Source organism: Marinomonas sp. HM11-D (genome assembly GCF_057626615.1).
In genome coordinates, this window is the sequence record NZ_JBMMKT010000003.1 from 402,746 (window position 1) to 429,155 (window position 26,410).

Sequence of the window (26,410 nt, forward strand, 5' to 3'; positions counted from 1 at the left end):
TTTAGGTAGGAAGCAAATAGCAGCTATTTGTACTGGAAGCGAACCCAGCCAAACAGGCGCACGAGTACAAAGAACAAAATCGCGGCGGTGTATGCGAGTGGTTTCCAGTGCCAGCGTACGCGTTTACAGTCGCGCAACATGGCTTGCAAAAACTTCCAATCGCACTCAAAGCGTCTGATTTCGTCGCCGCCTTTTCGATAGCCTACGTCGTGTTTGTCGCAACTGGCCTCAAAGAAGAAGCCAAAAAAAAGCCACGCTATTTTGCGTGGCATCCATGGACCGCAACCGTTGGGACCATCATTGGTTTCAAGCAGTGCTTTTAGCCAGATAATGAATCGAGTGAGTACGTTCATTTACACCTCCAGCATCACAGCGGCGATCTGCTCAAGCGCATCTTCATCGAAGCAGTCGATCTGCTCCAAAGTGCGAACAGCGGCTTGGCGTGCAAGGAACTTCACTTGATAATCGGCACCGATCAGAGCTGCAATCGCCTTGGCTTCGAGCAACGTCATGACATGCGGCGTGCGTTTTGCGTCTGTCACGGTGAACTCAGTCAGTCCAGCAAATTCGGCTAGCTCTACCCCACCCTTGATCTTATTGGCCGAGGCTTCCCCGCCCTTCCATGTGTTGCCGTCGTCATCCGTAACGTCTTGCACATAGAGCTCTTCGGCTTGGGCTTTGATTTTTAGAAGCTTTTTGTTGCGTTCTTTGAATACGTGTTCGACCTTTTCGCTCTGGACGTATTCAATCGTTTCGTCATCCATGCCGAGGCTTCGCAGATAGTTGAGTGATGTGTCGGCGTGGTATTTGCCGCCGTGGATGTATTGATATTGGTTCATTTTAGTGACTCCGAGAGTTTATCTAGCTGTATGAGCAATGCGGATGTGTCGGCGTGTTGCGCATGGCCTCGCCAGCTTGCGCAGATCTTTTGCATATCTTGATCGGTGATTTTGCCTTTGGCGTGCTTGCGGATCTTGGTTTTGATGCGTTTTACGCTGCTGGTGCGTAGTCGGCGGCTATTGCTTTGAATGCGGTAGCCTAGGTAATCGAGCGCCCTGCCGTTGCGCTTGGCGACTGGAAATATTTGCGTTTTGCTGTTGAGTTTTAGTTTGAGCGCATCGCTCAAGAACCACTCAATGCTTTTAAATGAGCGCCGCAAGTGCTCTTTGTCGTGATGGATGATGATGAAATCATCCATATAGCGCATATACAGCCGCTCTTTTAGGCTGTGTTTCGCGTAGCGATCGAGCTCATGCAGATAGACATTGGCGAATACTTGACTTAGCAAATTGCCTAACGGAATGCCGATGCCAGGCGTGTCATGCGGCCCTGAGTCAATTATGTAATCGAGCAAACTTAGCGTAGCATCACAATGAATATGTTGCCGCAGCAGTGCTTTGAGCACTGCGTGGTCGATGCTGGAAAAGTATTTGCTGATATCGGCCTTTAGCGCGTAGGCCTTGCCGTGTGTGCGCTCCACCTTTTTAACAAAGGCTTGCGCCCTATCGGCTCCGGCGTGGGCACCTTTACCACGTCGACAAGCGTAGCTATCGTCAATAAAACGTCGATCAAAGATTGGCTCTATGATGTTGTACACTGCTCGCTGCAGCACGCGATCGCGAAAGCTTGGAGCGGATATTTTGCGGCGCTTTGGCTCAAATACGTAAAAATGCCGATAGCGATCAGTGCGGTAACTTTGCCAAATCAGTTCATTTTGCAGCTGGATGATGTTTTCTTCGAGATGGTCAAAGTAGCGCATACAGGATGGCGTGGTGGATTTGCCTTTTCTGCATGAATACGCTGCACTGAGTAAGTTTTCAAATTGATAGATCTGTGCGAACAAAGCGGGCGCACCCGCTTGCTCTGTGTTTGTTTTGGCTCCTGCCATGGCTGCCCCATCCTTTTCAATATGCGCTGACATATCGCCCGTGGGCGGTATGCTGCTGGCGTTATCAGAAGCGGAGCGAAAACCGATATTGCTGTTAGCGTTCGTGCGAGTGTTGTTCAAGTTCAGCGCGCCCAGGCCGGCATTGCCGCCATTGTTCCAAGCGCCGCCGCGGATCGGTTCTCTATTCATAATGGTGCAGCCTTCGACTGAATGGCTTTTATCCATCCACCCAGCATCTTGCCTATTTCTACAATCATGCGCACCCACACTTCGTATTTTTTGAGATCAATAAAGCGAAGATCTTTTGCTGCTCTGATCTGACGCTTGAGCAATGATAGCTCGATATCCATTTCCGTTAACGCTGTCTTTTTGTGATAGCGCTTGATGGCCGCGATCACCAGCCGCTGCAGGCTCCACATGGTGTTGCGCAGCTCTGCGCCGAGACAATGCTTTTCAGATTTTGGGAACTGCCTTATGGCGATGTATCCATAACGGATCATTTCGCGGATTTTCTCATCAATAATTAGCGTGGATTGCATGATTAAACTCTGTACTGCACACGCGCTACCGCGCGTGAATCAAAGGAAACAATTAAACAAATAAAGCGGAGCGAAAACCGACATAGCTGTAAGCGTTCGCGCGAGTGTCGTACAAGTGCAGCGCGCCCAGGCCGGCATTGCCGCCACTGCTCCAAGCGCCGCCGCGGATCGGTAAGCGCTCGCCTACGTTACGGTGCCAAATAGCGCCGTCAGTAGTATCACCCAACTGCTCTATGCCGAGCCGTCGCATCAGCTCGTTCGACACATAACTCGGATCAATAGCCATATTTCGCAGTGGACTCACGGAGCCAGACTGCGAGCCATCAGACTGCGATGTGATTTGGCTGCTTAGTGTTGGGATGCCCGTTGCGCCGTCAAGATAAGCGTCTCGCGCCGTCCATGTGGATTCGTCTGCATCCGGGTCGTTATCGCTCGTGCAATAGATGCGGCCATCAATGATTTTAAACTGATCAATCCAATCCCACACGTTGCCTACTAAATCCATGATCCCCCACTCAGAGTGATTGTGTGACCATTCAATATGTCCGCCGCCAGCTAAAGTGCGAGCTGTTCCAGCTGTGTCGCCCGGCATAGCATCATCAATTCTTATGGCTGTTTGCAGAGGTTTTACATGCGAGCGGCCATAGTTTGTATTTCCTAGCGGGATTTTTCCGTTGGCAATGCACCATAGCTTAATAGCCTCCCACTCGTGCATTGACATCAAATGCCAGCCAGCACCTTTTGCCGTACAAAGCGCTTTAGCCTGATCAAAATTGACTGATGTTTTGGGATCGACCCCACCCACTGAGGCGCAGCCAGAGCCCATTGATGAAGCTAAGTATTTGCTAATCAGTATTTCCGAGCGTGGAACGCCGTTAGTCAAAAACGCTGTGGGCGTGCCGGTGCCAAGCTGCAAAGCGGTTAAGCCTAAATCTTCATAATTGAAGCGAGGAATCACCACCATCACGTTTGGATTGCCTTGGGCATCATAGATCACCGTATTGCGACCGCCAGAGGCTTTTTCCACTGAGTCGCGGAATGCGTCCTTGGCGATGATGGTCAGCTCCCCTTTCTTGGCTTCGTAATCCGCTGCCAGGGCTGTGCGTTGTTCGGTATTACTGATTTCAGACTGACTTAATAACGCATCAAACTCAGCTTGCATTACTGGCATTGTCTTGATGGTGATCGGATCGGCGTTCTGATCCAATGGCTGATGCTGAATGGGCTCGCTACCTTCCGCGAACTGATTAAAGTTCGACATGCTTTGGTTGATCTGATTCGTGCCATTACGAAATATTTCAACAATGTCTCGCGCCTGAGAACCGGTAGGCTTGATGACAACATCAACACCCGTAGAACTTTGCCCTGCGTATGGTCGCGCCAAATACAGGAAAGAGTATGGAGAGCCATTGCCGTCATACATGATGGCTGACCCGCTCGCCACTTCAAGGTTAGCGGTTACAGTCGCACCATAAACAATGACTTCATCCCCAATAGGAATATCAGAAGCAGGCACGGCGCCATACAGCTTAATTTGATTGCTGTTCTGCGTTACGTCTGCTGTATAGGTTGGCCATGCCATTGGTTATTACCCCTTTGTTGAGATCATAGCGTCGGCTTGAAGTTTCACCCCAAGCGCATTGCCATAGGTTTGATAATGAGCTGCAGCACGGTTTGCGTTACCCGCTGAGCCCAAGTCTTTGTTGTATGAGCGGTACAACATGAAGTCGATGATGGCATTGGTGTAGGTGTCATCGAGCGGAATGGTTGTTGCGTTAGTGCCATCTTTGATGGACGCCTCTGGAATGCTGATCGCTTCGGGGCAAGTCGAATACACCACTTCGATCTTGTGCGGGTTAGCGCCATTGTTCGACGGACGTGGATAGAGATAGAACGTCTTTGGATCGCGCTCATCATAAACAAAATGCTCAATCTCAAGCGTTGGCGTGCTCTGGTGCCAGTCGCGGCGTGTCGCATCCAATGTGAATCGGTCCATCTTGGTGATTACATTGCCATCTTTGTTACGCATCACGTCAATCAAACGCAGTGCATCATTCGGCAGTGTCTGTTTGCTGGAATCGGCGGTGCAATCCAAAAACACATTCACTGTGCTTGCATCTGGACGGCGTAGCACAATGTCTTTGATCGCATCATTGAAGTCTTGCAGTAGTTCAAGCTCAGGCCAGACAATGCCTGTCTTGTCATTACAAATACGCTGGACGCGCTTAATCACGTCCACAACTTTTGTGGTAGCCATGGTGAATTATCCTAGAAGCCAAATGGCTTAGAGCTAATGGTTAATGGTGTGGTCACATCACCAATGATCACGGCCGCTTTCGCGTCTGCCTTGGCGTTGTTGAATTTATGCTGGTGGAAATCTACTAGAGCTGGTTGGCTCCAAGGTTTGCTTGGCATTGCGAACAAACGAGCTTTAGCGCCATGCGCAATACCTTCTATGAAGCCAAGTAGTTCATCTGGTAATTCCGTGGCATTCAGTGCTGGCGGTTCCGCTAGAGTTGTCTCACGGCAGAACTCAATGGCAACATGGATCAACTGTCGATCAATGAAAATGTTTGGGCATTGCGGCACGTCGTGGGCAACATCAATGCGAAACTCAGCCAGCGCAGCCATTAGATCGCCACCTGTACGTTGTAGCGGCTCACCTCTTCGGCTTTTTTACCAATGACTTTGCCGTCTTCAATGACTGGCTTGTAGATGGTTTGCTTGAGGCTCTGGATATGACGCGCTACAAACTTAGGTACTTCGACTTCTTGACCACGCTTAATTTGCCAGACACGGCCATTAATCGCAGGCGTGATGTAGTCAGGATCGTTTTCGCCACCTGCTGCCACTGTGATTTTTACTTTTGCTTTAGCGTCGTCTGGGGTTGCGGCAAGGCTTGCTTGTGCATCTTTAGCGCTGCCTTCTTCGACCTCCATTGCCTCTAAGATTTCAGCAACGATGTCGGCTTTCAGTGTTGATTTCTCGATTTCTAAATCGAATTCATCAGCAGCCAATTGAATTAGCTCGTCTACTGTAAGTGAGGCTAGCTGGGCTTTCGTGTACTTAGACATGATTGATTACCTTTCATTAGACATAAAAAAGGCCCACTAATGTGAGCCTTCGTATTCAGGTTGCTGATTACGCAGAAGCGGATACTTCTACGCGCGCCATCCATAGGTCATTCAGGATGGCGGTTGCTGTACGTGTCTTCCAACCTACAGAGCCACGTTGACCTAGTGGGTCGCCGTTCGCTGGTTTAGGGTTCACAACCATTGGTGTGACAGCATGCTTGCCTTTGAATGGCACGTTAGCGTAAGCGTTGGCACCCAAGAACAAGATTGGGTAAACATCAGCCACTGTACCAGTGGTAGACAGCATGTCTGATGTGGCTGCACCTGCATCAGCAAACGGGTTGAAGATTGGCGACGCCAGGTAGCGCACATCTTCCACCTTACCAATCTCACCTTCATACGGTGTCATGCCTGAGCCGTATTTCTCGACCGGCACAAAGCCTTCCATATCACGAATATCGCCTTCAACGTCCGTGTGACAAATGGCAACGTATGACGGCGCAACTGGTTCCGTTGAGAAGTTTGGAGACGCCGACACTTTCTTGGTGATCTTCTTGGCTTTTTGCGCTTTCAAGAAGCGCGTTACTTTACGCTGTAGATCTCTTGTCATCTTAGTGTTCACGCCATCACGAGCGACCACGCCGCTGCCAGCATAGAATACCGTTGAACCAGCTTTTAGAGCGCCGTAGCGAATCAGCTCAAGCATTTCACCGGCTTGCTCACCCAGGATATCCGTGGACTCGCTTAGCACTGGATCTTCGTGAGTGTCTTCGATCACGTCAGTCAGCTCAATCCAGTCACCGTATTGCTGCGTTTGAACTGTGATGTCTGTCTTGGTTAGCGTGTTGCCAGAAGGCGTCACACCTTCGGCCAGCACTTTAGGGGTCGGGTCCAGCGCTTCGTAGCGGCGGAACGTCATGGATTGCGTAGAGTTTGCAGGCAGTGGTTTAGACTGACCAAACAGCTCCAAACACATGTAAGGTGCACCGCGCTCTAGTAGGTCTTTAGACACATGCGCCGCGGTACGTGGAGAAATATCACCGTATTTCATAGTTATTTACCTTTAACTGGTCGCCTCATCCCAAGCACCATCAAAGTCACTCTTTGCTACACGGCCCTTTGGCTTCGCTGTGCGTCGAGTCTTTACGCTTGATGGTGGTGTCTGCTTCGGTTTTGGCTTATTTGAATGGGATTTGAAGTCATCGAGCATGGCGATCACTTCGTCGGCGGTGCCTTGTTGTTTCACTTGGATGTATTGCTGAGCGACTTTGAATGGTTGGTTTTCGATCCACTCATCAAATGCCGGACTTTGTGCCAAATCGAACGCATCAGGGTGTGACGCTTTGATTCGATTGGTGTGTGCTTCTGCCTGCTGTTGAGCTTTCTCTTGCTCGTAAGCGGTTAGCTTGTCTTGAAGCGGTTTTGTCTGCGCCACAGCTTGCTGCTTTGCATACTGGGCAAACTCTGGAAACTCTGATTCAAACTCGTCAGGGCTGTTATCAGTATCCTGATCGGCGTTATCCGCATCGTTTTTGTTTGCGTAGGTTTCTTGTTGACGACGCTCCCACTCTTCACGCTCGCGCTTGATTCGGGTTTCTTCGGCCTTAAGTCGCCCTTCCCAAGATTTGAGACGCTGAGTTTCTTTGTCGTCTGGTTCGGGCTGGCTTTCATCTGCCGTACCCTCTTCGTCCGTGTCATCCGCTTCTTCGTCGCTTTCCTGCTCATCTAGCTCTTCATCGAGATCATCTTCTTCTGCGTCTGCGGCGTCCTCGGACGTATCGCCTTCGTCATCAGTTGATTCTTCAATGTCGCCTTCGTCATTCCATGCGGCGTCAAATTCATCCTGCTCAGTTTGTTGTTCCAATTGATCTTTAGGCATCGCTATATCTCTCCGGGCTAATTCGTAGTATCCAGATACAAAAAAGCCCACGCGTTGTGGGCTGGTTGCTGTCCTCTTATGAGGGGCATTAGGTGTAAGACTGCTCCTGTAGAGTCGTCTCAAATTCTTCTAGCTGGCTGGCAAGTATACGCGTGTGAATGATTGCGCCTTGTAGCTTGGCAATGTCGTCGCCGTATGCGCCAACCAGTTTTTCTTTCCAGTCTTCTTGCTGTGCTGCAAGAAGCTGTTTAATTAGTCTCTTAGCGTTCTCGCTCTCTTTGACCTGCTTGATGGTTTCGCTTAAATCAGACACTAGGTACGCCTCCCACTTGCTGCTGCACTTGCTGTAACTGCTGCGTCAGCATTTGATTCTCTTGCTGTAGTGCGTTGATCAGGTCGGTGTCTTCTTTTGAAAGAAGAATGTCAGTTGGTAGGTCTAGGGCTTTAAGTCGCTCTTCAAGCAACTTACGACGATCCACAAGCGGTGAATCCATTGGATTTGCAGTAGAGACAGAGAATTCTGTTAGCTGGCGTGATTTCACTTCTTTGGCAACTAGTGACACGGCGCCAAGGGCCTTGATGTTCATATCCCCTTTGATTTCTTCCTTGTCACTAAACTGCATATTCCAGTTGTACAGCGAAGTCATAGCAGGCTGAGTAATGCCATTATCAAAGTTCATGGCCACGTCTTTAACTGTAATGTTTGCCGCACCCATCAGCATGGATAGACCGCTTGCCGTATCACCCGCTCCACCTACGTCTGCATCACTGCCACCCATGAACGATGGCATTGTGCTGGCTTCATCACCTAGTTCTTTGGCAAGGGATGCCAGGCTAAGAAGCTGCTGTGTATTATTCGGTATCGTATGCGCTCGCATTGCTGGACGGTTATCAGCGGCACCATTGGTGCGGAACCAAACGCGGTTAGGATAAATCTTAGTAGGATCGGGGTTGCGATTTAGGTCTAGCAGACTCAGATCAAGCTCAAACTGTGCGCCTGTTGAAATGGCCGCATTATCAATCGCCATGCGGATCGCACCGTTAAACATGGTTTGTGTATCACGTAGGATGGATGGCAAGCCAACGCCGAAGATGCCGGTTTCGTCTTTCTCGAAGTAATAGAAGTGATATGGGCGTGTATCGTGTGCCGTTGGGTTTAGCTCTGCTTTGATCACAGTATTACCCAACACCCACACGTTTGCTTCAAACTCTAAGTCAATCTGATCTTCTTCAATGCCTTCAACGCCTAGATCAACTAGGTCTTGGCCATCTACGTAACCCCAGTATTCCAGCACTTCGTATTGCTTGTTGCTGGTCTGAGATACGCTATCTTTATTGCCGTTGATCCAGCGTAGTTCCTGCTCATGATTTTTAACTTGAGACTTATCACCGGCGCGGTTAGCAGCGATGTACTCTTTGATTTTCTTACGATCGAAGTCGTCACGACGTGCCAGTTGTCGCAGATCAGATGCAAGCATGGTATGACGCTGTATCACGTACTCACACTGCTCTAGGCTCATTGCGTTCATGTCTGGGTAAATGTCCCAGATCGGCACAAACTCAAAGAACGGCTTAAGCTCTTCGTGCTCAATAAGCGCCACTCTGTCGGCGGCATCAATCCAACGGGACTTGAGACGCTTCTCGAACAACGGTCCTTTCAGGACGCCAGTGCCAAACAGGTTACCGCTGTGAATCACATCCTTACATACCTCGCGGTATGATGTCTCGATTAGCTGATCATCCATTTCCTTGGACATTTCTTCGACACGCTCTTCCGCTGCTTCTTCAACTATATCCTTGATTTGTTCCTGCGTTGGTATCTCGCCTTGGTTCTGACGCATCCATTCATTGATCACGGTTTCACGTAGGCGCGGATCAATCGTTGGTACTGGTGTCGCTTCTAATCGATAGTTCTTTTGGCTACCGGCTGGAAACTGGATATCCATAAGGCGAGCGTCCATCGCTTTGACCTTAGCGCGCGTTAGCCGAATGAACGCTTTGCTGCGGCCATCAGGGATAGCTTTCAGCACTTCATCATCGTAGATGCCTTTGAATTGGCGTAAATCACAAAGCCATTGGTCTTCATAATCACGGCGCTCACGCTCTGCGGTCGCAAAGATGCCACGAATCTTAGTGCCAAGCGCATCGCTTAGGCTTTCTGGCGTCTCGGGTTGATCGAAGTCTGTAGGATTGCTCATGTATTAATAACCAACTGTTGTGTCTGCTACGGGATGATGTAAGTGGTCTACTTGATCTTGAATAACTTGTGTCGGGATAGCGATCTTAGGCATTCGCTTTGCCATTTCCTGCGCAATGGCGTAACTCATAACACGGTCGTCGTATCCGCCTGTCTGAGCGCCATAGCTACCGTTTTCATGGATAACGTAGCTCTGACACTCCTCGACTGTTTTTCTGTTGCGTATGCCGCTCTCGTTGTCTCGAAGCAAAGCGGCTAAGTTGTCGATGATCAGCGGTTTCGTTCGGCTGGTGGTGAGCCAACCGATTCGGTGTGTTCTCTTCTCACCACCACTTCGCTGTACGTCTTCTTCCGCATGAATGTTCGGGTAGTTCATGTTGCGTAAGCGTGTGAGCGTAGTTAAACCGTGGTTGTTTCGCTCAACACCCATGTAGGCCATGTTGTAGCGTTTGCCGATCCAATGAAGAATGTCGCCGTATTTGTCTGGGTCTATGTGGCCATGCCACTGGGCTACCTGATTACCATGCTCGTCCACTATGTCAGCGCTTGACCAGTCGCCATCTTGCAAGCCTTCGGCAACGTCGGCACCGATTGCGTAGTGCTTGCCAGCTTCTGGACGTTCCCAGATCGTGAACTCGCCTTCACTGTTAAGTGTCATCTTTCCGGTTTCAGGAGTGACACGGTAACGAGCAATAGGAATCTTGCAGCCGTTGAATGCGGCCTCGGTGTGGTTCGGATCGAATACTGGTCGACCCGAGAACAAGAACGCCTCTTTGATGTAACAAGGGTATTCCTGCTTAAACTTGTCGCGGCTCTTAAGCTCGTAGACCTTGTTGCGACGCCAGTAAATTTGATCGTCTGTTAGCTTGTGGCTGTACTTGGGGCCGTCAGGATGATTAAGGCAGAGCTTAGCTAGGTGCTCTTCTTCCTCTGTACGCTTGAAATCCGGCGGCGGTGTCGATCTGTATTCTGGTTGCCAGTACCACGGCACGAATATCAGCTCATACTCACCACGTCCCGCTAGCGCATCTTGCACGTACTCGTAAAAGATACCGCCAGCGCCATTGGCTGTGGACTCTAGTACCACTTCACTGCCAGGCACGTCGGGCAATGTTTGCAAGATACCGGCTAGGATTGCATCAGCATTGGGCCAGAACGCTACCTCTGAGCCATGGAATAGTTGCGATGTAAAACCACGTCCTGTCTCTTTGTTACCCGCTGTCGCCAGCTCAAAGCCTGAATCTAGCCGCGGGAAGTTCATGCCCTGAGCTGAGTCTTTACCGGCTGTTGGCTTTAGGAATGGATTACAGTGCTTGTGATAGCGCTGCACCATTTCAAACAAACGGCCAGTAGTCTTGGATTCGTGAGACAGAATGAAAGCAGAGTAACCTTTAGTCTCGGTCACTTTCTTGTAGTAGCGTCCTGCTACATACGTAGAACCGCCTTGCTGTCGCCCTTTCAGCAACACCTTGCGCACTTTACCAATGCGCCTTAGTTGGTCTTCGATCTCGCTGTGTATGTGAGCCTGTGCCGCGTTAAACTCAAACGGCGCAATCTCACCGGCTTTGATTTTGATCTTAAGGCAGCGAGACGCGAAAGTAGGATAGTCTTTGCGCAACGCCTTAATTAAGCGCCTGCGTTCTGCCTTATCCATCTAAAGCCCCTTGCCAAGTTCCTCTAAATCATCCTCGTATGTGCTGTCTTTCTCGTCATCCAAGTTAAATGCTTGGCGTTCGATCTTGATTAGTCGCTCAGTGCTTTGTGTTGCTGAGTTTAGGCATTTGCCGATGTACTCAAGATCTATGTCGATTTCAGCAGTAGTGCCATCTTTTAACTGCACAACACGCACACCGGAGGACACTTGATTGCGTAGTAGTCCTGCATAATTGCGAACAATCCCACGCAGATCAGCAGCCAATTCGATGTGACTGGAAATCAGCTCAACAGCGCTATTGCTCGCCTGCTCTACGATCTGCTCTTCTGTGAACGGTTGACCATCTTCACGCGGTGGCACATTGCGAGTGCCGTGCGTCTTAGCGATCTTAGCCTTAGTAACGACCTTTACTTTGTCGCTTAGGTCGCGCTGCCAGCCATGCTTAAGCGCCCATTTGCGGATCGAACCTTCTGAGCACCCATGCTTGTCAGCGATTGCGCGCAGACTAAGTTGACCGGCTCGGTAGTCGGCCTCAATCGCTTCTAAATCGTACTTACTCTTAGCCATGACGCTTTAATCGTTTTGCCAATACAGCGGCGTAAGCGTTCATGCTTTCAAGTTGCTCAAGCATTAGTTCTAGCTCTACCACTTCTAAAGTTTGCGCTTTTTCTGAGTTGACGAACTCGGATAATTTGCCGACACGAATAGCTAAGTCATGGAACTCTGTGCGCATGCGGTCGATGAAGCTTATATCAGCTGCGCTATAGCCTTTTTCAAATACAGTTTTTGGAGACCAACTAATGTAGCCTTCATGGTTTGGGTGATTCGATTCACCACCATCCAAGTATTCAACTAGGAAGCCTTCATCGGCGCCATTCTCGTCGGCAGGTAATTCCCAGCCTCGGTAATCGTTGTACTCTTGGCGGTTCATTTGCTTTGCCAGAACCTGCTTGTGGCACTGATATAGTTTTGCTTCGCTCATTTCAAAATCCTTCGTTGCTTAAAGCCCCTCAAGAAAGCGCCCCGATCCGTCGAGGCGCAGACTTGATAAACCTTGATCGTCTGTGTGGAGTTTTTAGTTACGGTAGTCAGCCCGGGTCGTGCTTACGCCCACTGAACATGCCTTGCATCAGTGGCGCCACGTTTTTAATGGCACGCTCGCCAAACAGGAAGCCTAATACAAGGAAGTTAATCACTATTAGCGCCTGCTCTTGGCGGTCGGAAAGATTCATCCATGCGGTGAACCACATGAAATCAAGGTACATGGTTGCAAAGCCCCAGACTGGACGCTGCAGGCCACGCATAAACACAACGATACGACCCAAGAAGGGGAACGCCTTGAGGTCGCTCGCTGTTCCTTCAAGCAAAGCCACACGCTCTGTTAGCTGTTTCTCTGCTTCGTTAGCTGCTTGCTGCGCTTTCATTTCCATATCGAACTCAATCTTTTTGAGTTCCAATTCAAACTTAGCACGTTGCTCTTCGCTCATGTCTGGCGGGAAATACTCTTTAGCCGTGTCGATGACTTTATCGACGACACCGCCAGTCACGCTGTTGAATAGGTTTGAGAAGATGCCCATTAGTCGATCTCCTTCGCTTTAACACCAGCCCACCACTCGCCCACATCGAAATTAGGGCAAGTCTTGTGCGGGTTTAGATTGCGATGGCCTAGCACTTCGGCATCTGGATATTCACTCGTTAGGGATAACACTAGGCCTTCAAGTGAGCGCCATTGTGCATCGGTAAACTGGTCACGACCAATTAGGCAGATACCAATCGAGTCTTTATTGAATGGATCAGCATGAGCGCCTTGCCAATAGTGAGGACGACCGTTCTGCACATCGCCATCAATACAAATGACATGGTGGTAGCCGATACCATCCCAACCTCGCTCTTTGTGCCATTGGTGAATGTCCTCAGCATTGTTAGGCCTTCCGTTTGGTGAGTCAGAGCAATGGATAACAATTCGTGTAATATTCATAGAAACTTCATCCCGACCATAATCGCCAAAGACACCACAGCCCAGACGGCAGTTACAGTTTTCCAGCCGCCTGCTTGAAATGATGTTTGCTTGGTTGTTGTTTTTTCTAAGTAGCGAATACGCTCTTCGTGATCATCAAGCAGCTTGCCAAGACGACGCATGCCATCATCATGACTTACGTTGCGCTCTTCGATACGAGCAACTAGCGCGGTCATCCTCGAGACTGACGATGCAATCTCATTAGTGGCAGCGGTTAACTGTGTGAACTGCTGTCTTACTTCTTGACGCAGTACAGCAATATCATCAGACATAGGATGTTCCATGGTAGTAGAAATAAAAAAGCCGCTGATCGAATGAACGACCAACGGCTACTGAGCATGCCAGCTCACAAAAACTTTCCCCAGAAACGACAAAACCCGCACAAGGCGGGTTCTGGACGGAAATCTGGAATATGGGATTTAGGTTAGTTTTTTGTTATCAAGGTGTCAAGGGTCTTGTTTTGGAAACTTTATCGGTTCGTATGTGTTGTCATAAACATCGCAGTACTCTATCTCTATTCGTATAGCTTTCTTGATTTCATCTAACTTATCCAATGTTACCTTAGTACTGATAGGTAAGTGTTGAAGATTTACTTCGTAAAGAGGATGGATTCTTTCATTCTTAAAGAAAACATTATCATCTGAAAATAAAAGCCTTGGCTTGAGACGCAAAACCATCTCTTTTGAAAATACTGACCAAAAACTCTCCATAAATTCTGAGGCACTATTTACTTCAACATCCTTTACCCAGCAACGAAATGATTTAATCACCGCAGGACCAAGACCGTCATTTCTTAGTTGGACTACGATGCTTCTTGAGTCTGAACTTCTTATACTAGAAAGCTGTAATGACGCAACAACCATTTTCGCTCCATGCTTTCTGTTTTCATTGCCTTCATTTTTTATAAGGCGATTTGCAACATCCGCCGCTTTACTTGCGTCTCTTGCGATGTGAAATCCAAGATAAGCTAAGCCCAAGCTTAAGCAAACCAATAGAGTGTTAATCCAATCTGAAATACTAAGCTCACCTTCTTCAAGTAAATACCCATTCACTAAGCGGTCATAGAAAAGCATCATTAGATAAACAGCGACCATTACTGATAGCGCAAGCACTACCAGTAAAAGTATCTTCTTCAGTGCGCCTATCGCTTTATCAATCAATGCACCCTCTCCCTTCTGGCCAATATGCGCAAGCGATCCTTGAGTGCTTCGATCTGCTCAACGATGACGTGCTGTTGTTCGACTGGTATCTCTGAAATTTCTTGAAAGGTAATTTGCTCTAGCTCCATGAGCAATGCGGTTAGTTGTTCCATCTTAGTTCCTCCATGAACTGTGTGTAGAGCAATGAGTTTACCCAGCCGCCGTGGTACAGTCCATGACCTCAGTTAGTTAAACCAACAAGGATATAACATGGAACATAAAGAAGTGCTTGAACTGATTGCTACCAAAATCATTCTTGAGGAAGCGTTAAAGCTTAGGAAAACTAGAAATAGCAACAAGATAAAAGAATCGCTCGAGTCAGGCGAGCCATTTGATCCGCCACCACTAGAACTGTACTTCGAAGAAGCTAAGGCAAACCTAAATTCTTGGAGGAAAGTTATCTTCCCAGAGTGATGCGCACTAATACGCAAAAAGTACGCGTACCCTCTATGCGTACTTTATTTTGCGTATGTTACTATAAAGTCATCAATTTCTATGGACGGAAGCTTTCATGTCAGACAATAAACCAGAGCAAGTCATACAGAGTAAGCATCTCTTTGAAGACACTGTTTTTAGGTGTGCCCTAGCAATTCCACTTGGCCTATCCTTTTTGCTTATTGTTGCAGGAATCATAAGCGACCGCCTTTGGTCGTATGATATTTGCTTCACTCAGGATTGCTTAGGTCTTTTGTATGAAAAGATAGAAATTCAAATTTGGATTGCCTCTTTGTCTCTACCGCTGAGTGGCCTCGTCGCAGCAGTCCACCGCTCTAAGCAATCGGCCAAACAAATTGATTTAGCCGCAGTACAAATTCAAATAGCACAAGATAGAAAATCTATTGAGCTCTATGAGAAGCACTTTGAGATGTTTAAGGAAGCGATAGAAAAGTCTTACACTGAAATTGATCGAAAATATATAGCGTTTAGCCCTTTTAGAGCTAGATATAAAATGATATTTCCGAGCAATAACCCTAGAAACTTTTCCCTTTCGTACAATATTGAGCACTTTCGTGATCTGGAAAATATGCTGGCAGGCGCGGACCGTATTTCTGGTACTGATACCGCCGAAGTACAAGACATTCAGTTTTTTTACTATTGTGAAATCATATCAAGCCTGCTTTACGCATTAGGCGTTCTAAGAATTGAAAGCTTAAGCGATTCGGGGCAAGTGCTCGACACAAGACGGATACTTCAAAAGAAATACAATAAAGAACAACTGATAACTATAAAGTGGGATCAAGCCCGACGAATCGCCATTTATCTTTTGCGAGAGGTCGCAGAGTTTTCAGGGCACGAATATGATACTGAAATTTATCAAGAAGGCCCTATGCCAGAAAGTAAAGCTTTTAAAGCTTGGCGTAATAAGCAAATACCTCCTGCCGACTTTGCTTGGGAGGTTAAGCCTGGCTCCCCATGGAAATAGGGCATGAAAGCCGCTCTACGCGGCTTTAACTTCTGCTATCGGTTTTAGCGCCTTCCCCGCCATATCACTTAGTGTCTCAATCATTTTGTTGTAGGTATCCGCCCAGTCACGCTTCCAGTTGCTACGCGCTGTACCTACGCGCCATGATAGGTACTCGTCCGTGTATAGCGGTCCCACTGGTACAACTGCCTCGCGCTCTTTGTCGCCTGCGCTGAATAGGTAAGCCTGGTCACGGTGCGCAAAGTCACGGATAGCCAGATCGGCTAATACAGAAATCTTACGAATGTTCTTTGGTGTGTATCCTACTACTTCCATGACTGCTAATAGCGTTTGATCGGTAACACTAGGCTGGCCATTGATGTAGTCACGCACACTATTGCGAATAAACGTAATAACATCCTGCCAGCGTTGACGCATCTTGTTCTTAGGCTGAGCCATTGCACCAGCTAATACGCAATCAAGAGGCGGTTGTTGTCGGCCTTCTTCGCGTGCTCGCTCGTATTTCAGTATCTGAATGATAAGGATTGACACGTCACTGGTGTTACGTGCGTAGTGTTCTGGAAAGCGCTCTTTTACTTGTGTATTGATGTACTGCATAAAATCGTTTTGTCTCTTGTAAGTTGGCATGACTTCGGAACGTGGTGCCCAGCAGTAATTGCCGAGCTGTTGTAGGTGCATTGGCAGTGTAGAAATAGCATGCTGAACTTTTCCAGCCATTACCTGGTGCATAATCTTTGGGTTGTTGGACGCAGGGCCGCTAGTCTGTGTCTCGTTCATGAGCTGTTTCTTTCGCAACACATTTGCATTGCTGCGCTGTAACTCTTGTGCCGCTTCGTTTGCGCTGCGTTGGTAGTATGCGTCGTGCCACATTTGGCGTGCTGATAGATACAACATATTCAGTTCTCCAATATTTCGGTAATGGTCACGACTGTGGAAGCCGCTTTGCGTGTTGATTTGTGTTGTCGCAATACTGGGCATTGCAAAATGCAATCGGGGTTATCGTCCTCGATGATCCCTAAGCCCAATGGGTTCTTTGTGCTCTTAACGACTAACGTATCAAATAGAGGCTTGAGGCCACCCAACACACCGTCCCAATCCGCTTTACCTGTGCTGTATCGGTCGATTTCGATCTTGCACATAGCCATAGGCTCACTTAAAGGGACTGCGGGGTTGTAGCCTTCTTCCTTAAGCGCCACTCGCACCATCCAATACAGGCTTTCGTGATACTTTCTGCGCTCGGTCCAGTGCATACGCTGCCACTTATTGAGCAATATCGTAGGCTCTGGAAGTGTTATGTTTATCTCTCGTCCGTATTTCATTTGACCTCCAGTAAGCCTTGTTCAATTAGTAGGGACTGAGTGCGTTCGAGTGCGTCTAGCAGATACACAGCTCGCGTGCCTTCATCCATCACCATCCCGCGACCGTCGATCCAGTCGTGACAATCGGAGCACGCATACACAGCAAAACTATCGTCTGACTTAAGCGCCATGCCACGATCACGGCCAATGTGAGCCAATACCGTTGTCTCTGGATTGAAGTTACACACGCCTTGAATGCGCACGGCACACTCTTGGCCTCGCGCACTATTGCGTATCTTGTTGCTGCGCACCTTGCTCATGCTGTCATGCCCTCTTCATCTGACGGGTAAATACACTTACCGGACATACGTATCTCTATCAATCGATTGCCCCAGTTACTAAGCTGATCGGCAACGGCCTCAGCTATCGACTGGCTTTGGGAGTCTGAGACAGAAGCGCCTTTTACTTGGTCACCTGTCTGCACCTTGATTTGATAATTTAATGCGCCACTCATGCTACTAACCCATATTGCTCGTAATACTTAAGCACTGGATCGGACCAGCGCACTCCGTGTTGAGCGCCAAACGCCTGAATTAACTCAAGCAATTCACTAAAACGCTCTGGACTCATATCGCTCGTATGTGTAGCCAATACGACAAAGCCACCGTCTAGACCTATCGTTGTTCGCTGTTTTTCCAAATAAGCGGTAAAGATGTGCTTCCAGTCTTCTTGTGACAGCATGTGTCCGTACCACTCAACTTGAAGCGCCACATCGTTCAGGATCGCCCACAGCTTGGCGTTCTGTGCCAAGTTACGCTTGCGACGACCAAGGCGAACAACAACGGGGCCACCATCAATGCCACGCTTAACGGCGTTATAAGCCATCACCATCTTTGTGCGTAGGTCGCTCCAACCGCTAATGTCGATTTCTAACTCTGGCTTTGCTGCTTTGCTCATGCTCTCACCGTGATTTGTATCGTAATGACCCGCTCGCGCGGTCACTGCGCCTCCCCTGAGTCCCTATACTTGCTCTTTATCTGTCTTATTCATAAACACCTGACTCGGCCACCACTCACAGCATTGGCGTTTGGAAATATCACAGCGGCGGGTATCGTCCTTCCCGCCCTGTACTGCTTTGTTGGCTGTTACCAGTTCAGGCAAGCGGCGAGCAATCATGTAGCGATCTTCGCCGTACATCGCTGCTAACTCTCGGCTTGTGATCCCGCGGTGACGTTTGATAACGCCACGCTTGTAAGCATCTTCTAGGTAACCGGCCACCAATGCTTGCTGCACATGACGCGAACCGCTCTGGTTCATTTCGTCTGCTGCCAGGTGCGAACTGATCGGATCGTTAGCGCGTGCCGCTGGGGTTTGGATGTTCATCATGCTTGCTCCCTCTTTTGTATGTTGGTAGTCGGATCACCTTTATGAGTAATGTCTATTGGCAATGAAAGCTGACGATCGTTATTGGGCATGTACTTCACACCGATAAAATCTAGAGCTTCATTCATGCCCAGTTTGTTTATGCAGTAGTTCCAAAGCTTCGGGTGGGTGATGGCCATACGCTGAAATCGGTTTTCGCCTTTTTCTAGGTGGGCGCCGTAAGCACAGAACATGCAGCCGGTGCGCTTTTCACCTTCGACAAAAACACCGTTAACATAACGATCGTTATAGACCTCGCAGTATTCAACATTGAACTTGCGGATATAGGACCATACGTCTTCTTCGGTCCAAGGCAGCATTGGGCGCGATTGCGGCTCTTTTCCATCAAAAGAATTACACGTTTTCATTGCCCCTCGACGCCCCCCCCCTCTGAAGACATCATGCCGTTATACGGAACACGCCCCGTTTCGCGTCGGTAGCGGCGGAACGGCTCTTTCTTCAATGAGTCGCAGCAGCTTGCTGTTACCTTAAAAGGCGCATCGATTAGCTTCTTCCAGCGCTCAGGTAATTTACTACCTTTAACAAATACTCCATCACGCCTAATCCCCGTAAGGTACAAATGACGCGTAGCCTCATTGCTTGGCTTTGGATCGTAGAAGCGGCTTACCATTTCGGAAACCTTCTTGCTGATCAGAGGGAAGCCATCTTCCAGTACCACTTCTCGGAACGTCTTTTTAGGGCGCAGCACTACAATTGGGTAGCCTTGCTTCTTCTTGCGCTTCACGAACTGTACGATTTCTGGATACTCCAGACCTGTGTTAGAGAATACTGCTGGCACCTCTGGGAAAATTGACCACACCAGCTCTGCCAGAACTGTTGAGTCTTTACCGCCCGAAAATGAGATATAAACCTGACCGTCCCAGTATTCGTACCATTCAACTATCCGCTGGATAGCGAGGAATATCTTTATCTCAAGCTCTGCGTCACCTCCCATATCATCCAAGATCTTTTTAAATGATAAGAACGCCATTTCCCCAGCGGAGTAATCAACCCTGTCTGTTGCTATAACTTCCATTCCGCCCTCTACCAGTCTGTATCGTGGATGTTGGTTAGTGCATCGCTGACTAGCTCGCGATTGCTCTGTGGTTTCTGATGCCCTGTCGGTGCGTATTGCTGCCCTACTGGCTGCGTTGGAATTCCATTTGGAATTTGATTTGTTCCAACTGGAACCATTGCCGCGTTCACGTAGCCGTCAAACTTCTCAGCGTTGAATAGCGTTGATGGACGCAGGTACTGGTTCATCTTCGGGTCGTGTAGCCAGACGGCCACCTTGCGGTCGATCACTCCACGAAAGTCGTCGAGGGTAAATCCTTCCTTGATTCGAGCGTTGATAAATCCAAGGTTGGTCTTGGTGTGCTGGAAGCGTTTACCGGCCTTGAAATTCAGATAAGAAATAACCTGTTCAGAAATGGGCTGATCGTCGGGTTTCCCGACAATAGATTTATTTATATTTTCTTTAGGTTTTTCTTCTTTCTTTTGTGGTGACTGATTTCGGTCTGAAAAAGAACCGTTTTCGGTTTGTTCAGTGACCGATTCCGGTTTGTTTAGTGACCGTTTTCGGTTTGTTTGCTTTTGAGCTGGTTTGTTAAAAACCCACTCGCTTAGCGCAGGGTTGGGGCCAATACGCTTGCCATCTTCGACGATTAACTTACGTTCCTTTAGTGCGCGAATATCTGCATGGATATGTGTTGCGTTACCCTCGTAAGACATAATCTCTACAAGCTGCTCTGCAGCCATTCGGTCTGTCTTTTTCTGGAATCCATACGTCTTACGCACCACTGCCAAAAAGACGCGCATCTGACGCGCAGTAAGGTCTACGCGGCAAATAGCCTCAAGCAGAGTATTTGCAAGACGCGTAAATCCCTCGTCGCAATCTGCCACGATCCGCACCTCTTTGATTTCGGGTTCTTGCTTCTCTGGTGTTGGGAAGCTGATTACTTGAGCGCTCAAATCCAATCCTCCGCAGCTTGAAACACTTTAGAGGGGTTGGCTTCTGGTGTGCGTTTACCACGCATAACAGCAACAGCGGCCATTAATATTTCGTAGGATGTAAAGGGACCATACTCAGAGGTGTAGCCGTCTTTAAGTAGTTTTATGTCTTTGCGTGACGGCGTGTTCTCGTCAAATGTCTCGATGCCGTACTTACTTATCAAGTCGAAACAAAACGACTCATCAATAAGGTAATACGCCTCGCTAATTGCGTCTTCGACCTGTGGATGGAACACTATCAGGTCAAGGATAGGTTCAGCACGCTTAGATAACTTCTTTAAAATACGTGCGTTCATGCTGCCTTCTCCATTGCCGCTATAACTAGAAGCTCATTGCAGGCCCATCCATGTACGCGAAACACTGCGTCACACGGCACCCAGAACATTAAAAAGCGCGATATGCGCTGAACTAACTTGAAAAACATTTTGAATACGTTCATAATTTGCTCACTCTAATGGTGAATTAATGTTTACCAACTCAAAAAAGCCGGACCGCCAAGTTGGGCTTTTTTTTCGTCTGGCGTTTACTCGCAATCCCTGCCACTTTGCGTCCCTATATCAGTGAAGAACCGCCGCAATCTGCGGGGCTCCTGCTTCCTCTTCCATGTTTGCTAGGCAGCGCCTTAATAGCTCTGCCATATCAATTCCCTTGTGATCGATTTGATCTAGCGCATCCTCTACTAGCTCAGCCATTGCTTGATCTGGAGATTCCTTCATACCAGCCGCGAATCGTTCCAACATTTCCGCTTGCTCATCGTCAAGCAAGACAGTGATTGGTTTTCCCATGTACGACATTCCTCTCGTATAAAAAATACTTGAGTCCCGATCACGCAGCAGTGCGAATAGACTCTAAAATTTCATTCATCTTTGCAGTGCTGAGATTCTCTAACTGCATTTCAACCAGTGTGCGCAACAGAACGCTTGGTCTGATTGGCACGTAATCGTTCATGCGAGTGAGTTCAGCAGTTAGTAGTAAAATGGTTTCGTGAACGTCATCAGTAAAACGAGGGCGGTAATCGTTTTTGTGGTGAAGTTCTTCTGGTTTCTTTGCTGGCATGGCTGTGTCCTATGTTGATTGGTTAGGCCGCTTCTGCGTCGGTCTTTGGGTTTAAAAGTTCTTTAGCGGTAACCGCGCCGTTGGTTGCTTCTTCAAGCTGCTTGGCGTAATCGGTTTCACCGGTGTACTCAGTACGAGGAAGGCGACCACGATCAATCCAGCCATAAACAGCCTTGCGCGTGATGCCGCATATCTCAGCAACGCGAGCAACCCGCACGCTGGTTAGTTGGTCTTGTATACTTCTGGTCATTTTAAAAGCCTTTTGTGTACCTATAGTACCCATATTAATTGCGTACTGACTTTTCTTCAAGCCTATTTAAAAATGAACATTAGGTATACAAAACTAATTGGAGTCGAAATGTCGTCCGATCACGCCAAAGAGATAGCTCAGCGGCTTATAGAAGTAAGGGATAGCAAGGGTCACAAAGAGCGTGGCTTCGCATCGCGTTTAAGTGAGGCTGCAGGAGTGACGCGCAAGGCTGCGCTTAAGTGGCTTGATGGAGATAACGCGCCATCCTCTAACAACATTAGAAAGATCGCTGCCTTTCTAGAGGTGTCACCTAGCTGGCTTGAGTATGGTGAGTCACCTAACATGGTGAGTGACTCTAACCCTTCTGAATATAGAGCTATCGCATCACTGGGGCATGTTGACGTGTATGAAAGCAACGACCCTCTTCATCCTGGTGAAGTAGAGGTGCCCTTCTTTTCGGAAATAGAGCTGTCGGCAGGAAATGGATACGCAAACGTGCTAGAGATCGCATCACATTCTATGCGCTTTGATATTTCGACACTTAATAGCGCAGGTGTTAATACGGATAAAGCGGCATGCTGCCGTGTTAGTGGCGACAGCATGGAGCCAGTCCTACCAGACGGCGCCATAGTTGCAGTCGATACTCTTAGTAGAGACATTACCGATGGCAAGATGTACGCCATAAACCATGGCGGCCTACTTCGAGTTAAGTATCTTTATCGTCTACCATTCCGTGGGCTTCGCATCAGATCAGCTAATCCAGATTACCCAGACGAAGAGCTAAGCGCTGAAACAGCGGCTGAAATCAAAATCATCGGCCGAGTCTTTTGGTTTTCGGCTCTGGTGTAGATCCGTATAAGTAGATAAATATGGAAAGGAATTCTATGAACATTAAGCTTTTGGCTATTGTGCCAGCGATTGTTACTTCGTTGCTGTTATCGCCAGCGATAAGCGCTGACTATCTAGTTGTTAGCGATACAACTGGAGAGGTTTGCTCAGGCTTCTTCATCGAGTCTTGCCATAAAGTAAAAATCGATGCAGTTGGCCATAACGGAAAAATGTACCATCCTGCCGAGCAATATGAAGATGTTTCTAGCTACCGTGAAAAGGACGATAGGTGCTGGATTCACTTAAAAGGAAGTGGAACATTAGGAAGCCTGATAAGTTCATTGCGCTCTGCAACTTTCTACACCTTAGAAAACGATAAGTATCAGAAAGTGTCTCCTGACTACATTACCTTCAACTGCTTTAAAATGTAAGCAACACTCTTCCCCACAAACCGCCCACTGAGGCGGTTTTTTTTCGCTTGTAACCTTTTGATTCTATTAAGGTTCCCAAAAAAGATTAATTTTGTGTACTTTAGGTACTTTACTTTTGTATACCTTGGGTACACAATAATTTCCATCGAAGCGGCGAACCGCTCCGGCAAAGACCACCAAGTTGCCAAGTATGGCGATAAACCAAAGGTGCGAGCCGCGTCCGATTCCCCCTCTCATTGTGCAAGGGGATATGGAGTGTTGGGCATGTTTAACCATGTTTTCCGAGTGCGCATTCTCTGAGTGCGTAGCCGGAAAAAAAACAGGAGGACTTATGTCGGATCAACCAACTAAGCCAACTCGACTCCTAAAGCGCAGTGAAGTGCTAGACCGCACATCGCTAAGCGACTCAACCATGCGTCGCCGCATCAAGGCTGGCGAATTTCCCAAGCCGATCGTAATGACAAAAACCCGCGGGGACGCAAACCTACGGGTCGCTTGGATAGAGTCGGAAGTCGAAATTTGGATTCAATACCAAATCAACCAGAACCGCACTGTAGCGGCAACGGCCGCATAGCAAACAGGAGGCACCAGCCATGATTGATGCAGTTCTAAACGGCTTTAGCTTCGAGTTCTTGGCTATCGCAGGCACCTTTGTAGGCCTTTGCATGACCTTCATCATGGGCTGGTGCTTCATGGTAACCATTACCGCAGGCATCGAAGCCTACCGAAAGCGCAATTGCTCTTTCAAAGAAATACTCCAAGCCGTTCGTAAGGCGATCCAGCCTTTACTGGACGAGTTCTAAAACAGTTATAGGGACGAAAGGAGACGACCATGCAAGCTCACTCTTCCAATCAAGTGGCCACCATGCCGCAAAGTAAACAGTCGCCATTCGCTGTCATGGCATCACGCCTTGATCTTGATGAAGGCGAAATTCAAAACCTTATGGTCAACACGCTCATGAAAGCAAAGGGGCAAGGCCAGCAGGTAACAAACGAAGAACTCGTTACATTCTTGGCCGTGTGCAACGAGTACAGCTTAAACCCTCTCACTAAAGAGATTTACGCATTTAACAACCGCGGTGCAATCCAGCCGATCGTTTCTATTGATGGCTGGTTAAAAATTATCAACGGCCACCCACAGTTTGACGGTATGGAGTTTGTTGATAACCAAGATGGCGGCACTCTGATCTCTGTTACTTGCAAGATTTACCGCAAGGACCGCACGCGCCCTACCGAAGTCACTGAATACATGAGTGAGTGTAAAGACACGTCCGGCAGGTCTGAGCCTTGGAAACGCTGGCCTGCTCGAATGCTTCGCCATAAAGCGACAATACAGGCAGCTCGCTACGCGTTTGGTTTGTCTGGTTTTGTTGATCCTGATGAAGCTGAACGCATCAAAGAGTCAATGTCCTCAGAAGAGAAAGACATCACACCAAAGTCACAACAGATCGAGCGATCTGAGTTACCTGTATACCCAGAAGACCGCTTTAAAAACAGTTTTAACGGCTGGGCGTTAGCGGTTAAGAAAGGCAAAAAAACACCAGAAGACATCATCACCATGGTTTCTTCTAAATGGTCGCTTACAGATGACCAGAAGCAAACCATCCTAAGCATCCCTAAAGGAGTAGCACAATGAAACTAGTCAACTTAATTCAAGGCACACAAGAATGGCATGATTTTCGTGCTACTAAATTCACAGCATCAGACGCAGCAGCAATGCTTGGCTTGTCACCTTACAAGACTCGCACTCAGTTGCTAGACGAGAAAGCAACTGGCTACACCGAAGAAGTGACACCAGCTAAGCAAGCGCTGTTTGATCGTGGTCACGCAGCAGAGGCCGCAGCTCGAATCATCTTAGAGGACGACTGCGGTCACGAATACTTCCCTGTCACTGGCGTCAGCGAAGAATGGGACCGCATTGCCGCGTCACTTGATGGTCAGACGTTCGATGAAACGCAGATCATGGAGCACAAACTTTGGAATGAGAAGCTAGCGGCCTACATCAAAGAGCATGACGACTTACCAGAAACACACTGGCCACAAGTCGAACATCAGCTTTATGTGTCGGGCGCCTGCCAATGTACGTTCATTGTGTCAGACGGTACTACCGACAACTGGGCTGACATCGATTACGAAAGCAAGCCAGAGCGTATGCAAGCCGTGATCGATGGGTGGCGTCGATTTGAAGCTGATTTGGCGAATCACAAGCCAGCAGAAAAGAAAGCGCCAGTGGTTGCCGAACTAATCAAAGACTTGCCAGCGATTAACTTCAACCTTGATAAACAGGCTCTAACGATCACCAGTAACATTGAGCTGTACAAGCAGCAAGCTCAGGAGCTGGTTGAGCAAAGCAAGAAAAAGCTTGAGACAGACCAAGAGTTTGCCAACGCAGATAGCCGTATCAAGATTTTCAAGCAAGCGGAAACGGGCATTGATGGCGCCATCAGCTCTGTGCAAGGCGAGATCGAAGACGTTGATATGTTCATCAAAGATTTGAAGAGCATCCAAGAGCTGATCCGCCAAGCGCGCCTAAACTCTGAAAAACAGGTGAAGAACCGTAAGGACGAGATCAAGAAAGAGTTGATTGTAGAGGGCAAGGAAAAACTCAACAGCTACATTGCCGAGCAATCCGAATCACTTGAGATTCCCTTGCCAGCATTTAACGCTGACTTTGCAGGTGCCCTGAAAGGCAAGCGCACAGTTGAATCGTGCAAGAACGCCATCGAAGCAGAGCTGACACGCGCTAAAGCAGAAGTCCAAGCGGTTTACCTTCGCGCTAAAGACAACAAAGCATTAGCTCAAAACGAACTTGGTGGCTTGGTAGACGTGTTGCTTCCCGATCTAGTGCAGCTTGTACTGAAAGAGAAAGACGACTTTGCTCTGACTGTTAAAGCTCGCCTAAGCGATTATAAGGCGCGCCAAGAAGAGCAGGCACGTTTGGCTCAGCTAGAAGCGGAAGCCGAAGAGCGCCGCCGCCAACAAGCAGAAGTAGATCGACAGGCATCTATTGAAGCGCCTACACCAGAACTCACCAGCAATAGGCAGATTACTCCGCCTAGTAATGTGGTTCAGCACCAAGTGAAGCGCAATAACGACAAGGTGATTCCTGGCACTCTCGGTCATGAGTTAGCGGTCTTTGCGTTGCGCAACAATCTTGGCGATGAACTTCACCAGCAGCTAGAAGCCATCGTTGCTAAATACATCTCCCTGCAGGCTAAAGCAGCCTAACGCATTCGGGGTGAGCG

At 48.3% G+C, this 26,410-nt stretch carries 41 protein-coding genes; 8 read left to right on the top strand and 33 right to left on the bottom strand.

Annotated features, from left to right (window positions below; translation table 11 throughout):
• Nucleotides 1-23: 23 nt before the first annotated feature.
• The 20 genes from ACOSVP_RS06490 to ACOSVP_RS06585 all read right to left on the bottom strand — a co-directional run bounded on the left by ACOSVP_RS06490 (nt 24) and on the right by ACOSVP_RS06585 (nt 14,560).
• A complete protein-coding gene (locus ACOSVP_RS06490) occupies nt 24-353 on the bottom strand; it encodes a phospholipase A2 family protein (protein WP_487346674.1) in 330 nt (109 codons plus the stop codon).
• A complete protein-coding gene (locus ACOSVP_RS06495) occupies nt 354-839 on the bottom strand; it encodes a hypothetical protein (RefSeq protein ID WP_487346675.1) in 486 nt (161 codons plus the stop codon).
• The gene (locus tag ACOSVP_RS06500) at nt 836-2,113 is read right to left on the bottom strand and encodes a reverse transcriptase domain-containing protein (protein WP_487346676.1); all 1,278 of its coding nucleotides are present in this window, start codon (nt 2,111-2,113) and stop codon (nt 836-838) included. The genes ACOSVP_RS06495 and ACOSVP_RS06500 overlap by 4 nt, the downstream gene beginning before the upstream one ends.
• Nucleotides 2,074-2,427 (bottom strand): diversity-generating retroelement protein Avd, encoded by a 354-nt coding sequence (gene avd, locus ACOSVP_RS06505; protein ID WP_487346677.1) that lies wholly within the window; start codon nt 2,425-2,427, stop codon nt 2,074-2,076. The genes ACOSVP_RS06500 and avd overlap by 40 nt, the downstream gene beginning before the upstream one ends.
• Before the next feature lie 52 nt (nt 2,428-2,479).
• A complete protein-coding gene (locus tag ACOSVP_RS06510) occupies nt 2,480-4,009 on the bottom strand; it encodes a hypothetical protein (protein WP_487346678.1) in 1,530 nt (509 codons plus the stop codon).
• 6 nt (nt 4,010-4,015) lie between these two features.
• Nucleotides 4,016-4,684, bottom strand: a complete 669-nt coding sequence (locus ACOSVP_RS06515; RefSeq protein WP_487346679.1) for a phage adaptor protein — start codon at nt 4,682-4,684, stop codon at nt 4,016-4,018.
• Between the two features lie 11 nt (nt 4,685-4,695).
• Nucleotides 4,696-5,058 (bottom strand): hypothetical protein, encoded by a 363-nt coding sequence (locus tag ACOSVP_RS06520; RefSeq protein ID WP_487346680.1) that lies wholly within the window; start codon nt 5,056-5,058, stop codon nt 4,696-4,698.
• A complete protein-coding gene (locus tag ACOSVP_RS06525; RefSeq protein ID WP_487346681.1) occupies nt 5,058-5,501 on the bottom strand; it encodes a hypothetical protein in 444 nt (147 codons plus the stop codon). Before ACOSVP_RS06525 ends, ACOSVP_RS06520 begins: the two co-directional genes overlap by 1 nt.
• 67 nt (nt 5,502-5,568) lie before the next feature.
• The gene (locus ACOSVP_RS06530; protein WP_487346682.1) at nt 5,569-6,552 is read right to left on the bottom strand and encodes a N4-gp56 family major capsid protein; all 984 of its coding nucleotides are present in this window, start codon (nt 6,550-6,552) and stop codon (nt 5,569-5,571) included.
• A 12-nt stretch (nt 6,553-6,564) separates the two neighbouring features.
• Nucleotides 6,565-7,380 carry a hypothetical protein gene (locus tag ACOSVP_RS06535; RefSeq protein WP_487346683.1) on the bottom strand — a complete coding sequence of 272 codons (816 nt, stop codon included), beginning with the start codon at nt 7,378-7,380 and terminating at the stop codon, nt 6,565-6,567.
• A gap of 88 nt (nt 7,381-7,468) precedes the next feature.
• The gene (locus ACOSVP_RS06540) at nt 7,469-7,693 is read right to left on the bottom strand and encodes a hypothetical protein (RefSeq protein ID WP_487346684.1); all 225 of its coding nucleotides are present in this window, start codon (nt 7,691-7,693) and stop codon (nt 7,469-7,471) included.
• Nucleotides 7,686-9,578 carry a portal protein gene (locus ACOSVP_RS06545; protein ID WP_487346685.1) on the bottom strand — a complete coding sequence of 631 codons (1,893 nt, stop codon included), beginning with the start codon at nt 9,576-9,578 and terminating at the stop codon, nt 7,686-7,688. Before ACOSVP_RS06545 ends, ACOSVP_RS06540 begins: the two co-directional genes overlap by 8 nt.
• Before the next feature lie 3 nt (nt 9,579-9,581).
• The gene (locus ACOSVP_RS06550) at nt 9,582-11,231 is read right to left on the bottom strand and encodes a terminase large subunit (RefSeq protein WP_487346686.1); all 1,650 of its coding nucleotides are present in this window, start codon (nt 11,229-11,231) and stop codon (nt 9,582-9,584) included.
• On the bottom strand, nt 11,232-11,798 hold the full coding sequence (locus tag ACOSVP_RS06555; protein ID WP_487346687.1) for a hypothetical protein: 567 nt from the start codon (nt 11,796-11,798) through the stop codon (nt 11,232-11,234).
• The gene (locus tag ACOSVP_RS06560) at nt 11,791-12,213 is read right to left on the bottom strand and encodes a crAss001_48 related protein (RefSeq protein ID WP_487346688.1); all 423 of its coding nucleotides are present in this window, start codon (nt 12,211-12,213) and stop codon (nt 11,791-11,793) included. The genes ACOSVP_RS06555 and ACOSVP_RS06560 overlap by 8 nt, the downstream gene beginning before the upstream one ends.
• Before the next feature lie 106 nt (nt 12,214-12,319).
• Nucleotides 12,320-12,808 carry a hypothetical protein gene (locus tag ACOSVP_RS06565; RefSeq protein WP_487346689.1) on the bottom strand — a complete coding sequence of 163 codons (489 nt, stop codon included), beginning with the start codon at nt 12,806-12,808 and terminating at the stop codon, nt 12,320-12,322.
• Nucleotides 12,808-13,209 carry an N-acetylmuramoyl-L-alanine amidase gene (locus ACOSVP_RS06570; protein WP_487346690.1) on the bottom strand — a complete coding sequence of 134 codons (402 nt, stop codon included), beginning with the start codon at nt 13,207-13,209 and terminating at the stop codon, nt 12,808-12,810. The genes ACOSVP_RS06565 and ACOSVP_RS06570 overlap by 1 nt, the downstream gene beginning before the upstream one ends.
• Entirely contained in the window at nt 13,206-13,520 is a 315-nt protein-coding gene (locus ACOSVP_RS06575; RefSeq protein WP_487346691.1) for a hypothetical protein, read from the bottom strand. Before ACOSVP_RS06575 ends, ACOSVP_RS06570 begins: the two co-directional genes overlap by 4 nt.
• A 174-nt stretch (nt 13,521-13,694) precedes the next feature.
• On the bottom strand, nt 13,695-14,408 hold the full coding sequence (locus tag ACOSVP_RS06580; protein WP_487346692.1) for a hypothetical protein: 714 nt from the start codon (nt 14,406-14,408) through the stop codon (nt 13,695-13,697).
• The gene (locus tag ACOSVP_RS06585) at nt 14,405-14,560 is read right to left on the bottom strand and encodes a hypothetical protein (RefSeq protein ID WP_487346693.1); all 156 of its coding nucleotides are present in this window, start codon (nt 14,558-14,560) and stop codon (nt 14,405-14,407) included. The genes ACOSVP_RS06580 and ACOSVP_RS06585 overlap by 4 nt, the downstream gene beginning before the upstream one ends.
• Before the next feature lie 97 nt (nt 14,561-14,657).
• On the opposite strand from ACOSVP_RS06585, the gene ACOSVP_RS06590 reads away from it, so the two are divergent.
• Both ACOSVP_RS06590 and ACOSVP_RS06595 read left to right on the top strand, forming a co-directional pair.
• Nucleotides 14,658-14,861, top strand: coding sequence for a hypothetical protein (locus ACOSVP_RS06590; RefSeq protein WP_487346694.1), 204 nt, complete (start codon nt 14,658-14,660; stop codon nt 14,859-14,861).
• 97 nt (nt 14,862-14,958) lie between these two features.
• Nucleotides 14,959-15,870: a hypothetical protein gene (locus ACOSVP_RS06595; protein ID WP_487346695.1), complete on the top strand. Its 912-nt coding sequence runs from the start codon at nt 14,959-14,961 to the stop codon at nt 15,868-15,870.
• A 15-nt stretch (nt 15,871-15,885) separates the two neighbouring features.
• Here the strand turns inward: ACOSVP_RS06595 and ACOSVP_RS06600 are convergent, their stop codons facing one another.
• From ACOSVP_RS06600 to ACOSVP_RS06660, 13 genes are all read right to left on the bottom strand, one after another.
• Nucleotides 15,886-16,764: a hypothetical protein gene (locus ACOSVP_RS06600; RefSeq protein ID WP_487346696.1), complete on the bottom strand. Its 879-nt coding sequence runs from the start codon at nt 16,762-16,764 to the stop codon at nt 15,886-15,888.
• A gap of 2 nt (nt 16,765-16,766) precedes the next feature.
• Nucleotides 16,767-17,189, bottom strand: coding sequence for a hypothetical protein (locus ACOSVP_RS06605; protein ID WP_487346697.1), 423 nt, complete (start codon nt 17,187-17,189; stop codon nt 16,767-16,769).
• Nucleotides 17,186-17,488, bottom strand: a complete 303-nt coding sequence (locus tag ACOSVP_RS06610; RefSeq protein WP_487346698.1) for a DUF1364 domain-containing protein — start codon at nt 17,486-17,488, stop codon at nt 17,186-17,188. Before ACOSVP_RS06610 ends, ACOSVP_RS06605 begins: the two co-directional genes overlap by 4 nt.
• Nucleotides 17,485-17,682 (bottom strand): hypothetical protein, encoded by a 198-nt coding sequence (locus ACOSVP_RS06615; protein ID WP_487346699.1) that lies wholly within the window; start codon nt 17,680-17,682, stop codon nt 17,485-17,487. Before ACOSVP_RS06615 ends, ACOSVP_RS06610 begins: the two co-directional genes overlap by 4 nt.
• The gene (locus tag ACOSVP_RS06620) at nt 17,679-18,125 is read right to left on the bottom strand and encodes a recombination protein NinB (protein WP_487346700.1); all 447 of its coding nucleotides are present in this window, start codon (nt 18,123-18,125) and stop codon (nt 17,679-17,681) included. Before ACOSVP_RS06620 ends, ACOSVP_RS06615 begins: the two co-directional genes overlap by 4 nt.
• A 63-nt stretch (nt 18,126-18,188) precedes the next feature.
• Nucleotides 18,189-18,554, bottom strand: coding sequence for a hypothetical protein (locus tag ACOSVP_RS06625; RefSeq protein ID WP_487346701.1), 366 nt, complete (start codon nt 18,552-18,554; stop codon nt 18,189-18,191).
• The gene (locus tag ACOSVP_RS06630) at nt 18,551-18,958 is read right to left on the bottom strand and encodes a phosphoadenosine phosphosulfate reductase domain-containing protein (protein WP_487346702.1); all 408 of its coding nucleotides are present in this window, start codon (nt 18,956-18,958) and stop codon (nt 18,551-18,553) included. Before ACOSVP_RS06630 ends, ACOSVP_RS06625 begins: the two co-directional genes overlap by 4 nt.
• Nucleotides 18,955-19,626 carry a phosphoadenosine phosphosulfate reductase family protein gene (locus tag ACOSVP_RS06635; protein ID WP_487346703.1) on the bottom strand — a complete coding sequence of 224 codons (672 nt, stop codon included), beginning with the start codon at nt 19,624-19,626 and terminating at the stop codon, nt 18,955-18,957. Before ACOSVP_RS06635 ends, ACOSVP_RS06630 begins: the two co-directional genes overlap by 4 nt.
• A gap of 8 nt (nt 19,627-19,634) precedes the next feature.
• Nucleotides 19,635-20,561 (bottom strand): replication protein, encoded by a 927-nt coding sequence (locus ACOSVP_RS06640; RefSeq protein ID WP_487346704.1) that lies wholly within the window; start codon nt 20,559-20,561, stop codon nt 19,635-19,637.
• The gene (locus ACOSVP_RS06645; protein ID WP_487346705.1) at nt 20,558-20,896 is read right to left on the bottom strand and encodes a hypothetical protein; all 339 of its coding nucleotides are present in this window, start codon (nt 20,894-20,896) and stop codon (nt 20,558-20,560) included. Before ACOSVP_RS06645 ends, ACOSVP_RS06640 begins: the two co-directional genes overlap by 4 nt.
• Before the next feature lie 261 nt (nt 20,897-21,157).
• The gene (locus tag ACOSVP_RS06650) at nt 21,158-21,385 is read right to left on the bottom strand and encodes a hypothetical protein (RefSeq protein WP_487346706.1); all 228 of its coding nucleotides are present in this window, start codon (nt 21,383-21,385) and stop codon (nt 21,158-21,160) included.
• 40 nt (nt 21,386-21,425) lie between these two features.
• Nucleotides 21,426-21,656, bottom strand: a complete 231-nt coding sequence (locus ACOSVP_RS06655) for a hypothetical protein (RefSeq protein WP_487346707.1) — start codon at nt 21,654-21,656, stop codon at nt 21,426-21,428.
• A 22-nt stretch (nt 21,657-21,678) separates the two neighbouring features.
• Nucleotides 21,679-21,906, bottom strand: coding sequence for a helix-turn-helix domain-containing protein (locus ACOSVP_RS06660; protein WP_487346708.1), 228 nt, complete (start codon nt 21,904-21,906; stop codon nt 21,679-21,681).
• A 108-nt stretch (nt 21,907-22,014) separates the two neighbouring features.
• Between ACOSVP_RS06660 and ACOSVP_RS06665 the strand changes: the two genes are divergently transcribed.
• From ACOSVP_RS06665 to ACOSVP_RS06690, 6 genes are all read left to right on the top strand, one after another.
• Nucleotides 22,015-22,755, top strand: a complete 741-nt coding sequence (locus tag ACOSVP_RS06665; protein WP_487346709.1) for an XRE family transcriptional regulator — start codon at nt 22,015-22,017, stop codon at nt 22,753-22,755.
• Between the two features lie 35 nt (nt 22,756-22,790).
• Nucleotides 22,791-23,165, top strand: a complete 375-nt coding sequence (locus ACOSVP_RS06670) for a hypothetical protein (RefSeq protein ID WP_487346710.1) — start codon at nt 22,791-22,793, stop codon at nt 23,163-23,165.
• Between the two features lie 331 nt (nt 23,166-23,496).
• Nucleotides 23,497-23,739 (top strand): helix-turn-helix transcriptional regulator, encoded by a 243-nt coding sequence (locus ACOSVP_RS06675; protein WP_487346711.1) that lies wholly within the window; start codon nt 23,497-23,499, stop codon nt 23,737-23,739.
• A gap of 19 nt (nt 23,740-23,758) precedes the next feature.
• Nucleotides 23,759-23,968, top strand: a complete 210-nt coding sequence (locus tag ACOSVP_RS06680; protein ID WP_487346712.1) for a hypothetical protein — start codon at nt 23,759-23,761, stop codon at nt 23,966-23,968.
• Nucleotides 23,969-23,997: 29 nt separating this feature from the next.
• Complete coding sequence (locus tag ACOSVP_RS06685) at nt 23,998-24,801, top strand: RecT family recombinase (protein ID WP_487346713.1); 804 nt, start codon at nt 23,998-24,000, stop codon at nt 24,799-24,801.
• On the top strand, nt 24,798-26,393 hold the full coding sequence (locus ACOSVP_RS06690; protein WP_487346714.1) for a lambda-exonuclease family protein: 1,596 nt from the start codon (nt 24,798-24,800) through the stop codon (nt 26,391-26,393). The genes ACOSVP_RS06685 and ACOSVP_RS06690 overlap by 4 nt, the downstream gene beginning before the upstream one ends.
• Nucleotides 26,394-26,410 lie beyond the last annotated feature (17 nt).